The sequence below is a fragment of the Aurantimonas aggregata genome (assembly GCF_010500835.1).
GTDB classification, from domain to species: Bacteria; Pseudomonadota; Alphaproteobacteria; order Rhizobiales; family Rhizobiaceae; genus Aurantimonas; species Aurantimonas aggregata.
Genome location: NZ_JAAAMJ010000007.1, coordinates 112,463 through 126,980, shown reverse-complemented (window position 1 = coordinate 126,980; position 14,518 = coordinate 112,463). Strand labels below are relative to the sequence as shown.

General features: G+C 67.2%; 10 protein-coding genes. 3 read left to right on the top strand and 7 right to left on the bottom strand.

The window, feature by feature from the left end; translation table 11 throughout:
- Positions 1-94: 94 nt before the first annotated feature.
- Positions 95-715, bottom strand: a complete 621-nt coding sequence (phaR, locus tag GTW51_RS11590; RefSeq protein WP_163044082.1) for a polyhydroxyalkanoate synthesis repressor PhaR — start codon at positions 713-715, stop codon at positions 95-97.
- Positions 716-1,073: 358 nt separating this feature from the next.
- On the opposite strand from phaR, the gene GTW51_RS11585 reads away from it, so the two are divergent.
- The 3 genes from GTW51_RS11585 (at position 1,074) to GTW51_RS11575 (ending at position 3,632) form a co-directional block, all read left to right on the top strand.
- Positions 1,074-2,258 carry an acetyl-CoA C-acetyltransferase gene (locus tag GTW51_RS11585; protein ID WP_163044081.1) on the top strand — a complete coding sequence of 395 codons (1,185 nt, stop codon included), beginning with the start codon at positions 1,074-1,076 and terminating at the stop codon, positions 2,256-2,258.
- 89 nt (positions 2,259-2,347) lie between these two features.
- Positions 2,348-3,073, top strand: coding sequence for an acetoacetyl-CoA reductase (phbB, locus tag GTW51_RS11580; RefSeq protein ID WP_163044080.1), 726 nt, complete (start codon positions 2,348-2,350; stop codon positions 3,071-3,073).
- A gap of 208 nt (positions 3,074-3,281) precedes the next feature.
- On the top strand, positions 3,282-3,632 hold the full coding sequence (locus GTW51_RS11575) for a PepSY domain-containing protein (protein WP_246232999.1): 351 nt from the start codon (positions 3,282-3,284) through the stop codon (positions 3,630-3,632).
- A 61-nt stretch (positions 3,633-3,693) separates the two neighbouring features.
- Here GTW51_RS11575 and GTW51_RS11570 read toward each other — a convergent pair whose 3' ends face one another.
- The 6 genes from GTW51_RS11570 to treZ form a co-directional block, all read right to left on the bottom strand.
- Positions 3,694-5,838 (bottom strand): DUF1217 domain-containing protein, encoded by a 2,145-nt coding sequence (locus GTW51_RS11570; protein WP_163044079.1) that lies wholly within the window; start codon positions 5,836-5,838, stop codon positions 3,694-3,696.
- A gap of 136 nt (positions 5,839-5,974) precedes the next feature.
- Positions 5,975-7,048: a Gfo/Idh/MocA family protein gene (locus tag GTW51_RS11565; protein WP_163044078.1), complete on the bottom strand. Its 1,074-nt coding sequence runs from the start codon at positions 7,046-7,048 to the stop codon at positions 5,975-5,977.
- Positions 7,045-7,827 carry a ThuA domain-containing protein gene (locus GTW51_RS11560; RefSeq protein ID WP_163044077.1) on the bottom strand — a complete coding sequence of 261 codons (783 nt, stop codon included), beginning with the start codon at positions 7,825-7,827 and terminating at the stop codon, positions 7,045-7,047. Before GTW51_RS11560 ends, GTW51_RS11565 begins: the two co-directional genes overlap by 4 nt.
- 66 nt (positions 7,828-7,893) lie before the next feature.
- Positions 7,894-10,599 (bottom strand): malto-oligosyltrehalose synthase, encoded by a 2,706-nt coding sequence (gene treY / locus GTW51_RS11555; protein ID WP_163044076.1) that lies wholly within the window; start codon positions 10,597-10,599, stop codon positions 7,894-7,896.
- Complete coding sequence (gene malQ / locus GTW51_RS11550) at positions 10,596-12,455, bottom strand: 4-alpha-glucanotransferase (RefSeq protein WP_163044075.1); 1,860 nt, start codon at positions 12,453-12,455, stop codon at positions 10,596-10,598. The genes treY and malQ overlap by 4 nt, the downstream gene beginning before the upstream one ends.
- Entirely contained in the window at positions 12,452-14,329 is a 1,878-nt protein-coding gene (treZ, locus tag GTW51_RS11545; protein WP_163044074.1) for a malto-oligosyltrehalose trehalohydrolase, read from the bottom strand. The genes malQ and treZ overlap by 4 nt, the downstream gene beginning before the upstream one ends.
- Between the last annotated feature and the right edge of the window lie 189 nt (positions 14,330-14,518).

The following is a 14,518-nucleotide window of genomic DNA, read 5'->3' as shown; positions in this document are numbered from 1 at the left end:
GCGTGACCGCGACATGACGTAAGGCCGGCGGCGCTGCCCAGCCGGGTTCGCGAGGTCCGGCTGCGCCTGCCCTTCGAGGGCAGAATTCGTCCGGCTACTTGTCGCTCTTCGTTTCCGCTGCCTTGGCGTCCAGCGCCTCGAGCCGCTTCTGCATCTGCGCCAGTTGCTGGCGCATCGCCTTGATGTCCTCGGGACCCGCCTTGTCGCCCTCGTCCGCGGCGCCGGTGCCGTTCTTGGCCTCGCCGGCCTCGCCGATGGCGCCGGCCATGAACGGGTTGAACATCGCCATCGCCTGGCGGAACATCTCGGTGTTGCGGCGGACCTGGGCTTCCATCATCTTCATGGGCGTCTGCGCCATCGTGCCGGGCACCTGGTCGCGGAAGCCTTCCTGCTCGCGCGAGAACGCGCTCATCGTCTGTTCCAGATAACCCGGAATCACCATCTGCATCTGGTCGCCGTAGAAGCGGATCAGCTGCCGCAGGAAGGTGATCGGCATCAGGTTCTGGCCGCCCTTGTTCTCCTGCTCGAAGATGATCTGGGTGAGCACCGCGTGGGTGATGTCTTCACCGGTCTTGGCGTCCTGGACGACGAACTCCTCGTTGCCCTTGACCATTCCCGCGAGGTTCTCGAGCGTGACGTAGGTGCTGGTGCCGGTATTGTAGAGACGGCGGTTGGCATATTTCTTGATGACCGTCACATCCGAATTCTTGGCCATTCCTCACCCCCTGTTGCCGCTCCCGGACGCCGCGATTCCGCTTTGTGTGCAGTTGCGTCGCTGCGCCGCATAAATGATAGGCACAAAACTCACTGCAATCCAAACCTTTCGCCACAAGCTGCCGCAGCGGCCCGGTTTTCCGGGGCGTATGACTCTTCCAAGACGGTGTCCGGCAAGTCTGCCGGGCCCGACCAACGCCGCGTGCGGCGCGATATCGATGCAGTCGGCGCTGGGTCGCGCCTGACGACAGATGCAACCGCCCTCCGCAGGAAGGCCCACCGACGCGTTTGCCAACGCGACCTGCGATGCCTTATCTTTCGGCAAGGAAACGTCGAAGACGAACAAGAAAGTATTTCCCATGAGCAACGGACAATCCGTCGTCATCGTCGGTGCGGCGCGCACCCCGGTCGGCGCCTTCAACGGCGCCTTCGCCGACGTGCCGGCGCATGAACTGGGCGCGGCGGCCATCCGCGCGGCGCTGCAGCGCGCCGGCGTGGACGCGGCCGAGGTCGACGAGGTGATCATGGGCCAGATCCTCACCGCCGGCGAGGGCCAGAACCCCGCCCGCCAGGCGGCGATGGAAGCCGGCATCCCGCAGGAGGCGACGGCGTGGGGGCTCAACCAGCTCTGCGGCTCCGGCCTGCGCACGGTGGCGATCGGCATGCAGCAGATCGCCATGGGCGACGCGAAGATCATCGTCGCCGGCGGCCAGGAATCGATGTCGATGGCCCCGCACGCCGCGCATCTGCGCTCCGGCCAGAAGATGGGCGACCTGAAGCTCGTCGACACGATGCTGAAGGACGGCCTGATCGACGCCTTCAACGGCTATCACATGGGGACCACCGCCGAGAACGTCTCGCGCCAGTGGCAGATCACCCGCGACATGCAGGACGAGTTCGCGGTGAAGTCGCAGAACAAGGCCGAGGAAGCCCAGAAGGCGGGCCGCTTCAAGGACGAGATCGCGCCGTTCACCGTCAAGGGCCGCAAGGGCGACACGGTGGTCGAGGACGACGAATACATCAAGCACGGCACGACGCTGGAAAAAGTCCAGAAGCTGCGCCCGGCCTTCGACAAGGAAGGCTCCGTCACCGCCGCCAACGCCTCCGGCATCAATGACGGCGCCGCCGTCACCGTGCTGATGAGCGAGGCCGAGGCCGAGCGGCGCGGGCTGACGCCGCTGGTGCGCATCGTCTCCTGGGCGACCGCCGGCGTCGATCCGGCGATCATGGGCACCGGCCCGATCCCCGCCTCGCGCCGGGCGCTGGAAAAGGCCGGCTGGTCGGTCGACGATCTCGACCTCGTCGAGGCCAACGAAGCCTTCGCCGCGCAGGCCTGCGCGGTGAACAAGGACCTTGGCTGGAACACCGACATCGTCAACGTCAATGGCGGCGCCATCGCCATCGGTCATCCGATCGGCGCGTCGGGCAACCGCATCCTCAATACGCTCATCCACGAGATGATCCGCCGCGACGCGAAGAAGGGCCTCGCAACGCTCTGCATCGGCGGTGGCATGGGCGTCGCCATGTGCTTCGAGCGCGGCTGAGACAGGCAAAGAAGGTGGAGCCAAGCGGGGCGGGCTCGGGAGGCGGCCCCGCAGCGGCGGCAAATAAACGGAAATCGGGGGAGGACGACATGGGCAGAGTGGCCATCGTGACCGGGGGAACCCGCGGCATCGGCGCGGCAATCTCGACGGCGCTGAGGGATGCCGGGCACGAGGTGGCCGCGACCTATGCCGGCAATGCGGAGCGGGCGAACGCCTTCAGCGCGGAAACCGGCATCGCGGTCTACCAGTGGGACGTATCGTCCTTTGACGCCTGCGCCGCGGGCATTGCCCGGGTCGAGGCGGAGATAGGGCCGGTCGAGATCCTGGTCAACAATGCCGGCATCACCCAGGATGCGATGTTCCACAAGATGACCCCGGAGCAATGGCAGGCGGTCATCGGCACCAATCTCAGCGGCCTCTTCAACATGACGCGGCAGGTCTGGGAGGGCATGCGCGACCGCGGCTTCGGCCGCATCGTCAACATCTCCTCGATCAACGGCCAGAAGGGCCAGGCCGGACAGGTCAACTATGCGGCCGCCAAGTCGGGCGACATCGGCTTCACCAAGGCCCTGGCGCAGGAGGGGGCGAAGAAGGGCATCACCGTCAATGCCGTCTGCCCCGGCTACATCAACACCGACATGATGGCGACGATCACCGACGACATCATGCAGAAGCACATCCTGCCGCAGATCCCGGTGGGCCGGCTGGGCGAGGCGCAAGAGATCGCCCGCTGCGTGGTGTTCCTGGCATCGGACGATTCCGGCTTCATCACCGGCTCGACCCTCTCGGCCAATGGCGGCCAGTACATGCACTGACCCCGAACGGGCGAAACGCGCGCAAAGACTTACATTCCCTGGTCTATCTCCGGGCAGTCGAATGCTGCACCGCCCAAGTCGTTAGCCCTTCAAGCAAAACGTTTTTCCAGCCGTCCGCCAAGGGAACCAAAGACAAGCAAGGTTGTTCTGCGGTCAAGCTCGTGCGTTCGCCTTCGGCGGGGCGCAGTCTTTTCAAGGAGAACGACCAATGACGATGAGGGCATGGACCTACGGGGCCTTGGCTGCGGCGACGCTCGCGCTGGCGACCCCGGCAATGTCCCAGGGCATCCAGATCGGACCCGACGGTATCCGCGTGGTGCCGCAGGAGCAGGTGCGCGAGCGCGACGGCCGTCCGGAGCGGCGCGAAGAGCGGCGTGAGGACCGGCGCGAGCTGAGCGAGAGGGAAGCCGTTCGCATCGCGCGGCAGGAAGGCGTCCGCGAGGTCGATTCCGTGCGACGCACCCGCGGCGCCTATCGCATCGTCGGCATCGATCGCCGCGGCGACGACATCCAGGTCGACATCGACCGTCGCAACGGCGCGGTCCTGTCCGTCCGCTAATCGACGGCAGAAACGGGTGTCAGGCAGGCCGCATTCCTTCGGGGATGCGGCCTTCTTTCGTTCAGAGCATGGCGCCGCCGAGGATCGTCAGGGCCGGCGAACTGACGCTCGATGCACTCTGCGCATCGTACAGCGCGATGAAGCGACTGATAAAGCGCTCGAGCTGCTGGGGATCCTTGAAGGATTCGAGGTTGAGCTTCTTCTCAAGCGTGCGCTTCTGGACGTCGATGTTGCTTTGGCCCGACTCCGCCGGCAGCCCGACCGCAATCTGGACGACGTTGAGCAGGGCCGGATCGGCGAGGACGTCATAGAACGACGTGAGGTCCGGTCCCATGCGCCGGAAATACAACGCCAGCCGAACCGCCTCGTTGTCCGCCCCGGCCTCTTCCTCCATCGCCTGCCGGAGGAAGAAGTCCTGCGTCGACAGGAAGTTCTTCGCCGTCTGCACGTTCGCGCGGTCGCGGTCGATGCCGCCCTCGGGCGTGAAGGCATAGGCGGCGGCGAACTCGATCATCCGCTTGTCGCCGGAGGCGTTGACGAAGCTTTCGGGATCGGAAAGGTCGCTGGTCAGGATGGCGACGAGGTCCTTCTGCGACAGTCTGTCGGCCTCGAGCCCGTAGGCCTTGAGCGCATAGTCGGTGAGGGTCTTGCTGGCGACGAAATCCTTGACGGAGACGACCGACGCCAGCGCCGAACGATAGGCCTCGGTCTCCGCCTTGGCCTTTTCGATCGCGGCATCGGTCGGGTCCGCACCGAGGCGTTCGGCGTAACGCTCGGCAGTGTCCGTCTGGTTGGCCGCGGTCTGGGCAAGGCGCGGTGCCGCGACCTTGCCGCTGTCGTCGAAGTTGAAGGCGGCGGCCAACCGGACGTAGCGCTCGTCGCCGATCGAATTGGCGAAGGACTTCGGGTCCGAGAGGTCGCTGCGCAGCACCCGCATGATCGTCGAACGGCTTTCTTCCGACGGATCGAGATCGAAGGCCGTCAGCGCGTAATCGTAAAGCGCGCCGACGGAGACGAACTGCGCCGCCGTCTTGACGGAAGCGATCGCCGCCTTGAACAGGCTCGTCGCCACGCGGTCGCTGCTGGCGTTCTGGTTCTGGTAATTGGTGAAATAGGCCTCGACCGTCGCCTTCTTCGACGCGTCCGTCTGAGCGCTTTCGCCGGCCGGCACGTTGCCCTGGGCGTCAAAATTGAAGCGTTCGACCAGCGCCTGATACTGCTGCTTGCGCAGCAGCTGTTCCGGCGTGTCCTCGGCCATCCGGTTGAGCGCGCTCTGCGGGTCGGCGGGATCGCTGGTCAGGATCGTCCAGGCGAAGGCCGGCGTTTCGATCCCCGCGTTCAGGCCGACGGAACTCAGCGTGACGCCGAACAGCCGGATGTTCTCGACCAGATCGTCGGCGGTGCGCACGCCGCCGATCTCCGCCTCGTAGTAGCTCACCTGGTAGGCGGCGGCCTGCGGACTGGTGCCGAGGCCCTTCCGGTCGAGCCAGGCGAAGACCGTCGTATTGGCGTGGCTGGGGCTCTGCAGGCCCTCCGCCGGCGCCGAGCCATCCGGCTCGAAGGGCAGCATGGCGGCGAGCACGGTGTAGCGCAGGTCGCCCTTCGCAGCCGGGCCATCGGCAGCATTGCCGGTCAGGACGTCCCGGATGAAGGCGCGCGAGGCGATCGAGGCATCGATGCCCGCCGCCTCCAGCGCGACGGTGAACAGCGTCCGGTTGTCGAGGAAGGCGTCGACGTCTGTGATCGACCCGATCCCGTCGAGATAGGCCTTGGTGGTCGCCGCATGTGCCTGCCCGCCCCGGATCCGATGTTCGGAATAGGCGTCGACCAGCAGGTCCGTCTGCGCCGTCGTCTGGCCGGTCGGCGCCACCGGCTCGGTCGCCTTGGCGAAATTGAAGGCCGCGGCGAAGGCCCGGTAGCGTTCGTCCGACAGCTTGTTGGCGATGCTGGTCTTGTCGCCGAGATCGCTCTCCAGCACCTTCTTGATCAGCGCCCGGGAGGGGATCTGCTCCTCCAGCCCATAGGCCTTCATCGCATAGGAGTAGAGCCGGTAGTCATCCATGAACTCATCGACGGTGGAGACGCTGTGGATGTTGGCGCGGTAGTATTCGGCATCCCGATTGATCACCGGATCCGACGCGATCCGGTCGAGCGTCTTCGGCATGTCGCGCGTGTAGAGCTGGTAGCTGAGATAGGTCGACAGCATGCCGGGCGCATCCTCGGTCGTCCGCGGCGGCGGACAGCAGCCGCGGACCGCGGCGACTTTGCCGCAAAACTCCGACCAAAGCCTTAAGCGGGGCTGGAGCGCCGGGGTCCTGCCCAGCAGATCGCCCCCGCTTTCGTCAGGCGACCTTCAGCATCCGCCCTTCGGCATCGGAGACGATACAGAGATCGAGCAGGCGCTGGACGTTGGCTGCATGGCGGAAATCCGGCTGGCCGTTGACGCCCGACAGCAGCGCGAGGACGAACCGGTCGGCATTGCGCGGCGTCGGCGGGCACTCCAGCCGCTTCCAGGTCTGGGTCTCGATGTCCGCGCCGAGACAGACGTCGAGCGAGGAATCGTCGGTGGTCGCCCAGATCTTCAGCGCCCCCTTCTCGCCGTGGATGGTGAGGTCGAGGTCGTTCGACTTGCCGGTGGCAGCCCGGCTCATGTGCACGACGCCGAGCGCGCCATTCGAGAACTCCACCGTCATCGCGCAGGAATCATTGGCGTCCAGCCGGTATTCGCCGATGGCCCCGCCGTCGGCCTTGTCGAAGGTCTTGAGCCGCGCCGACAGGGCGGCGATGTCTAGGCCTGTGCCGAAGGTGACGAAGTCGAGGATGTGGATGCCGATGTCGCCGACGACGCCGCCGGAGCCATGCGCCGTCGACAGCCGCCACAGCCAGCGCTCGTCGACGCGCCAGTCGCCCCAATGCCGCGCGGTGAGCCAGCTCTGCAGATAGCTCGCGTCGACATGGCGAATGGCGCCGATCTCGCCTGCCTCGATCATCCGCCGCGCCATCTGGATGGCGTGGGCGTTGCGATAGGTGAGGTTCACCATGTTGACGACGCCCGCCCGCTCGGCCGCCTCGACCATCGCGAAGGCGTCGTCGCCGTTGATCGCCAGCGGCTTTTCGCAGAACACCGCCTTGCCCTTCGCGACAATCGCCAGCGTCGTGGCCTTGTGGACCTGATCTGGCGTCGAGTTCACCACAGCGTCGAACTCGCCCCACGCGAGCGCTGCATCGAGGTTGTCGAAGCAGTGGGGAATCTGATGCATCTCGGCGAAGGCCCGGGCCCGCTCGGCATTGGTGTCGCAAGCGGCGACGACCTGGCAGCCGGGGATCGAGGTGAAATGCTCGGCGTGGCGGTGCGACATCGCACCGGTGCCCAGGATCATGATGCGCTTCTCGCCGGCCGGTGCTGTGGCGCTCATCGGTAGCCCTCCTCGCCGGCGTGGTGCAGCGCCGCGCCCTTCGCCTCGATCTTCTCCGGCGCCTCTGCGACCGGCACGTTCGGCGCCTCGGCGACATCCGGCCAGGCGACCGGGTTGTAGGCCCAGCGCACGGCGTTGCGCAGCACCGTCTGGATCTCGGGATTGTGGTAGATCGGATAGGTCTCGTGGCCGGGGCGGAAGTAGAAGATCCGCCCTGCCCCGCGCTGGTAGGTCAGGCCCGAGCGGAACACCTCGCCGCCCTCGAACCAGGAGATGAAGACTGTCTCCAGCGGCTCCGGCACCAGGAACGGCTCGCCGTACATCTCGGCGTTCGGCAGTTCGATCGACGGCCCGACGCCCTGGACGATCGGATGCGTGCGGTTGACCGCCCACAGCCGCTCGCGCTCGCCGGCTTCGCGCCAGCGCAGCGAACAGGGCGTTCCCATCAGCCGCTTGAAGATCTTGGCGAAATGCCCCGAATGGAGGACGATCAGTCCCATGCCCTGGTGCACCCGGCCAGCGACCCGCTCGACCACCGCATCGGATACTGCGCCATGGGACTTGTGGCCCCACCAGAGCAGCACGTCGGTCGCGTCGAGCCGTGTCTGCGACAGGCCGTGCTCGGGCTCGTCCAGCGTTGCCGTCGAGACCTCGAAGTCGGTCTCGCGGCCAAGCGCCGCGGCGATCACGGCGTGGATCCCGTCGGGATAGATGTCCCTCACCACCGGGTTCTCGCGCTCATGCGCGAACTCGTTCCAGACGACTGTCCTGATGGTCATCACAGGTCTCCTCATGCGCAGCCGATCGCGACCGTCCGCCGGGGACGGCCGCCGATCGACCTTTCGTCAGTTCGCCTCGATCAGCGCGAAGGGCAGCGTGGCGAGAACGTCGGCAAGCGCAAGTGCGGACGCCGGTGCCACTGTCTCCTCCGTCAGGACGTTGCGCCAGTCACGCCCGGCGAGGGTGTCCGGCAGGTGGATCACCGTCCCCTCCCACCGCGAAGCCGCCACCACCGGCTCCGTCGCACCGTCCAGCAGGCCGAGGCAAAGCCGCGGCGCGATGGCAATCGCGGCGGCCCCGTCCTCGTTGGTGCGGGCAAAGGCGACGATGTGCTCCGCCATCGGCCCTTCCACCGTCAACGGCACGTAGGCGCCGCGAGTAAACAGCGCTGGCGTGCGGCTGCGCATGGCGAGCGCCGCGCGGGTGAGCTTCGCCTTGATCCTGCCGCTGCGCCAGTCGGTCAGCGCGTCCGCCCAGGGCTGGTCGGATTCGATCGTCGCCGCGCGGGCATCGAAATCGATGGCGCGGCGATTGTCAGGGTCGACCAGGGAGAAATCGTAGAACTCGGTTCCCTGGTAGATGTCCGGCACGCCGGGCGCGGCAAATTTCAGCGTCGCCTGCGACAGCGACGTGAGGGCGCCGGCCGCGACAAAGGGCTGCACGTCCTGCCAGAACCGGGCGAGCAGGTCGCCGGTCTCGGCCTGATCGAGAATGGCGGCGACGAATTCGCGCAGCGCGGTCTCGTAGGCTTCCGCCGGCGAGGTCCAGCTCGTCCAGCGCTTGGCCTCGCGGACCGCCTTCTCGGCATATTGTTGCAGGCGCTCGGTGAGCACCGCGCGGGCTTCGCTGTCCTCCGGGTCGAAGTCGGGCGGCAGGACGCCGAGCAGCGACTGGTAGAGCCCCCATTCCGTCGCCGGATCCGGCGAGATCACCAGGGTTTCGACCGTCTTGCGCCACGGCGCCATCTCGGTCGCGAGACCGGCGACAATGTCGCGCCACTGCTCCGGCGCCTCCGACAGCGTGTAGAGCCGCGCCCGCGCATCCTCGGCCCGCTTGGTGTCGTGCGTCGAGGTGGCGAGCAAACCGTCCGGCTGATCCTCGAGCCGGATCTGCATGACATCGTGGAAGGCCGTCGTCTCGGCGCCGTAATGGTCCGGCTCGCCGCCCACTTCATTCAGGGCGATCAGCCGGTTGTAGCGGTAGAAGGCGGTGTCCTCGACGGCCTTGGCCATCACCGCGCCTGTGGTCTGCTGGAAGCGCCGGGTGAAATCGAGCGCGCCGGCGACGTCCGCGCCGTCGACGAAGTCGAGCTTCAAAAGCCGGCCGATGAACTGGATCGGCTCGTCGGCCTCGACCTCGCGGCCGCTCATCGCAAGATCGACCGCATCGTCGATGATCGCAATGTCGCGGCGCGGCACGCCGTCCACCGAGACATAGGTGCGATAGACCGGCAAAGCCGCCGCCACCTCGACGATGGCGCGGGCGATCGTGTCCTGCCCGAGGTCGCGCGTCGCGAGCCCGCGGCCGGCGACGGCGAGCGCGACGCCGGTCAGATGCGTCAGTTCGCCGGCAAGGTTGCGCTGGAAGATCGAGCGCTTCTGCCGGACGATCATCGCCCGCAGATCCTCCTCCTCGCCGAGGAAGCCGTTGTAGGCTTCGGTCATCACGGCTTCCTTCGTGCCGTCGACATAAAGGCCGGCCAGCGCGGTGATGAACTCGTAGCCGGTGGTGCCCTCAATCTCCCAGGAGGTCCGCAGCCGCTCGTCGCCGGTGAGGATCTTCTCGACGTGGACGATCGGCGTGCGCCGCACCGACTGGAAGGCCTGGCGCAGCTGCTCGAGATAGCCCTTCGGGTCGGCGAGGCCGTCGACATGGTCGATGCGGATGCCGTCGAGCCGGCGCTCGCGCGCCAGGCGGATCACCAGCTGGTGGGATTCACGGAACACCCGCCGCAGCTCCTGGCGGACGCCGATCAGGTCGGCGATCTCGAAGAACCGGCGATAGGTCAGCCGCTCGCGCGCCGTGCGCCACCAGGCGAGCCGCCAGGCCTGCGCCTCGTGCAGATCGTGCAGTGCCGTCTGGTCGGCGCTCAGCGCCGCGACCGCCTTGTCGAGCGCCGCGCGGAAGTCCGGCTCCGCCAGATGCTCGGCGAGCCGCTCGACCAGCTCGTCCGCTTCGGCCGGCGTCGAGACGGAGAAGCGGCGCACCAGCCGGTCCTTCTCCGGATGGTCCATCAGGCCGAAGACATGGCCATAGGTGCGCGGGTCGATCGGCAGGCCGTAACCCGCCGCATCGAAGCGCATGCGGGCATTGTCGGCATCGAGCTCGACCGCAAGGTCCCCGTCGGCCAGCGCGTCGCCATAGGGCTTGGACAGGACCGGCACGAGGATCTTCTCGGCTTCCCAGGAGATGTCGAAGGTCTGCGCGTAGCGGCTTTCCGAGCCCCATCGCAGCACGTCCTCCCACCAGAGGTTCTTCGGGGAGACGCCCATGTGGTTCGGCACGAAGTCGAGGATCAGCCCGAGATCGGCCGAGGACAGCGCGTCGCTCATCGCGGTGAAGCCGGCGACGCCGCCGAGGTCTTCCTCGAAGGCATTGTAGTCGGTGACGTCGTAGCCGTGGGTGGAGCCGGGCGAGGCCGCGAAGATCGGGGCGGCATAGAGGTGGCTCACCCCCAGCCGCCCCAGATAGGGCGCGAGGTCCTTCGCGGTCTCGAACGTGGTGCCTTCGCGGAACTGCAGGCGGTAGGTGGCAACGAGAGAGCGGCTCATGTGGCGCTGGGTCTTTCTTCACGCATGGCGGCGGCGAGGCGACGGAAGCGCTCGTCGGCGGCGAGGTCGTCGAGCGAGGTCGGGGAGCGGATGCGCCAGTTGGGATATTGATCGGTGGTGCCGGGTAGGTTGGACTGGCGCTCCGACCCCAGCATGTCGTCGAGCTGGACGGTGACGAGCAGCGCCGGCGTCCGGGCGATGAAGCGATGCAGGGCGATCGCCAGCGAGTCCGGCAGCGTGTCGGGAAGCGCGGCCTCGCCGCTGGCGAGGTCGTCCATGCCGTCCGGCAGCAGCCGCGCCTCGACGAGGGCAAGGATCAGCGCCAGCCGGTCGCGTTCGCGCTGGCCGAGATCGCGCTTCGTCGCCGCCGCGTCCTGGGTGCCGACTTCCTCGCGCAGCTTGACGTCGAGCCCGCGCCACCAGCCCGCGAGCGTCGCCAGATCGTGCGTCGAGATGCAGGCGAGCCCGAGATGCGGATAGGCTTCAGGCGGCAGGAACTGCGTCTCGCCGTGCCGCTCGAAATACAGGACGCGATAGGAGAGGACCTGCGCCTCCTCCATCACCGAGCGGAAACCGGCCGGCACCGTGCCGAGGTCCTCGCCGACGACGAGGCAGTCGTTCGCCTGCGACGCCGCCGCGACGCTGTCGATCATCGCGCCCAGCGGATAGCGCACATAGCCGCCACCCGCTGACGACACGCCGTCCGGGATCCACCACAGGCGGGCAAGGCCCATCGCATGGTCGATGCGCACCGCGCCGGCATGGCGGGTGAGCGCCTCGAAGGCCTCGCGCATCGGCTTGTAGTCGCGATCGGCGAGCGCCTTGGGCGAGAGCGGCGCAAGACCCCAGTCCTGCCCCTGGCTGTTGAACATGTCGGGCGGCGAGCCGACCCTGGCATTGCCGACGGTGAGCGAGGGATCCATCCAGGTCTCCGCCCCGTCCGGCGCGACGCCGACCGCGAGGTCGAGATAGAGCCCGATCGTCATGCCGGCACCGCGGGCGCGCGCCTGCGCCTCGGCCAGCTGTTCCTCGGCCTCGAACTGCAGCCAGGTATGGAACAGGACGAGATCGGCATTCTCCTCGCCGAAGCGCACGACGTCCGCACTGGCGCGGTCCTTCAGAGCCTCGGGCCAGGAATGCCAGCCGGCATAGGAGCCCGTCTCGACCTGCCGTTCCGAAATCGCCTCAAACAGCGCAAAACCGGCGAGCGACTCGCCGCCCGCCTCGCGGAACCGCTCGAACGCCTGCTCGTCGCGGATCTCATCGGCCCGCGCCGTGAAGACGGCCTTCAGCAGCCGCCGCTTGAGCCGGCCGGCCGCGTCGTAGTCGACCAGGTCGCCGTCCAGCCCCGCGAACAGATCGGGTTCCTCCGCACTCAGGGCATCCACCGCCGCCGCGCCGCCGTCGAGCCGGTCGATGGCGATGTAGAACGGGTTGAGGAAGCGCCGGCTGGAGGGCGAATAGGGGCTGTAGCGTCCCGCATCCGACAGGAACAGCGCATGGATCGGGTTGACCCCGATGAAGGATGCGCCCGCGCCGGCCGCGATCGTGGCAAGCCGCGCCAGATCCTCGAAATCGCCGATGCCCCGATTGCGCTCCGAGCGCAGCCCGTAGAGCTGGCAGGCAACGCCCCAGCGCCGGCCGTCGGCAACGGCCTGGGGCAAGGCGCAGGTGAGGCTGGGCTTGTGCTGCGCCGACTCGAAGGAACCCTCCTCGCCGGTTTCCGGATCGACCCCCAGTGCTGCAAGGAGACCGCGGATCGCATCGTCGTCAATGCGCTGGCGCTCGCCCAGCTCGGAGATGTAGGCGATCTCGATACCGTGGCTTTCGGCCAGCCGTGCCAGGCGCGCGCTCACGCCGATGGCCCCGCGATCATCCGTTGCGCATCGAGCCGGAACACCACCGAGGGCCCCGGCAGAATCGCACCCTGCAGCTCGACATCGGCCCCCTTGGGATAGGCGTGCACGAGGTCACCGCAGGTGAGATCGGCCTTGGCGACGCCCTCCGGGATCGCCCAGGGCTCGTCGTCGAGATTGGCGAAGAGATGCAGGACCTGGCCGGCCTTCAGCTTCCACGACACGACGAAGGCGCGCGAACCGTCCGACGCCGTCCAGCTGCCGGAATTCGGCGCGACGTCGTGCAGCAGCGGCACGATCACCCGCTGGCGGATCTCGAGCAGCCGGCGGGTCAACTCCAGCCGACGGCGATACGTCGGACGATCAGGGATCGACCAGTCGAGACGAGAGTCCCGGAAGGTCGTCTCGGCGTTGGGATCCGGTATCAGCTTGCGGGCTTCCTCGTCGTGGAAAGCGCTGAACTTGCCGAACTCGGCGCGCCGTCCGTCGCGGACCAGGTCGCCGAGCTCGCCGTGGAAGTCGGTGAAGAAGCAGAACGGGTCCGGATCGCCGAACTCCTCGCCCATGAACATCAGCGGGATCTGCGGCGACAGCAACAGGATCGCCTGCAGGCATTCGACCGTCCGGCGCGAGCCGAGATCGGTCAAGCGGTCGCCGAACGCCCGGTTGCCGATCTGGTCGTGGTTCTGGATGAAGTTGACGAAGGCCGTCGGCGGAAGATGGCCCGATTTTTCGCCGACATTGCGTTCGCGATGTTCGGACAGCTCGCCCTGGTAGACGAAGCCGGTCGCGAGGCACTTGGCCATCTGCTCGACGCTGTGGCGGCTGTAGTCGGCGTAGTAGCCTTCCGCCTCGTGGGTCGCGAGAACGTGGGCGCAATGGTGGAAATCGTCGTTCCACTCGCCGGAAATCAGCTGTGGCTCGCCCTTCTCGCCGCGCTCGACATGCCAGGTGATGTTGCGGTCGTCCTCGGTGGTGAGGTGGACGTGGCGATCGGGAAAACGCTCGCGAACGGTCGCGGCCAGTTCCTTCACCAGCGGCGTGTCGGTGGTGTCCTTGATCGAATCGATCGCGTCGAGGCGCAGCCCGTCGATCTGGTATTCTTCCAGCCAGAACAGCGCGTTCTCGATCATGAACTGGCGGACCGGCGTCTCGTCATAGGCGATCGCCGCGCCCCAGGGCGTGTGGATCTCCTCGTGGAAGAACTCCGGCGCATAGGCGCCGATGTAGTTCCCGTCCGGCCCGAAATGATTGTAGACGACGTCGAGGAAGACCATCAGCCCGCGCTGGTGCGCCGCGTCGACCAGCCGCTTCAGCCCCTCCGCGCCGCCATAGACCTCGTGCGGGCAATAGAGCAGCACGCCATCATAGCCCCAGCCTCTTCGCCCGGCGAATTGCGCCACCGGCATCAGCTCGATGGCGGTGATCCCGAGTTCCTTCAGGTAATCGAGCTTCGTGATGACCCCGTCGAACGTGCCTTCCGGCGTGAACGTGCCGGTGTGCAGTTCGTAGAAAACTGCTTCTTCCCAGGCCCGGCCGCGCCAATCGGTCGACGACCACTGGTAGGCGGTCGGTTCGACGAGTTCCGACAGCGCATGCACGTCTCCGGTCTGCGCCCGTGCCGCGGGGTCCGGAACCACGAGGTCGCCATTGACGCGGAAGCCGTAGCCGCCGCCCAGCGGAACGCGGTCGGTGATCACTTCCCACCAGCCGCCCTCGACCTTGTCCATCGCCATGAAGTCGAGACTGGCCTTGGCCTGGATCGCGAGCTCGATCCGGCTGGCGCTGGGCGCCCACAGCCGGAACCGCGTTTCACCGCCGAGCCGCGTCGCGCCCCAGGATGTCTCAAACGAATATCTGTTGGTGCTGGCCATATCCACGTGCTTGCTGCTCGGTTGCGCCGTCCGGCCGCGGCCCTGTGGGGCAGTCGGACAGAGAAGACTTGATCTTTACGGCAAGCAGTCACGCTCGCGCACCAGCCGATAGCCGGAGCGCCCGCGTCGATCACCGTCCCTCAGCAGCTAAGTGGAGCAGACGGTGATCGTTCCACCCTCCGGGAGCGC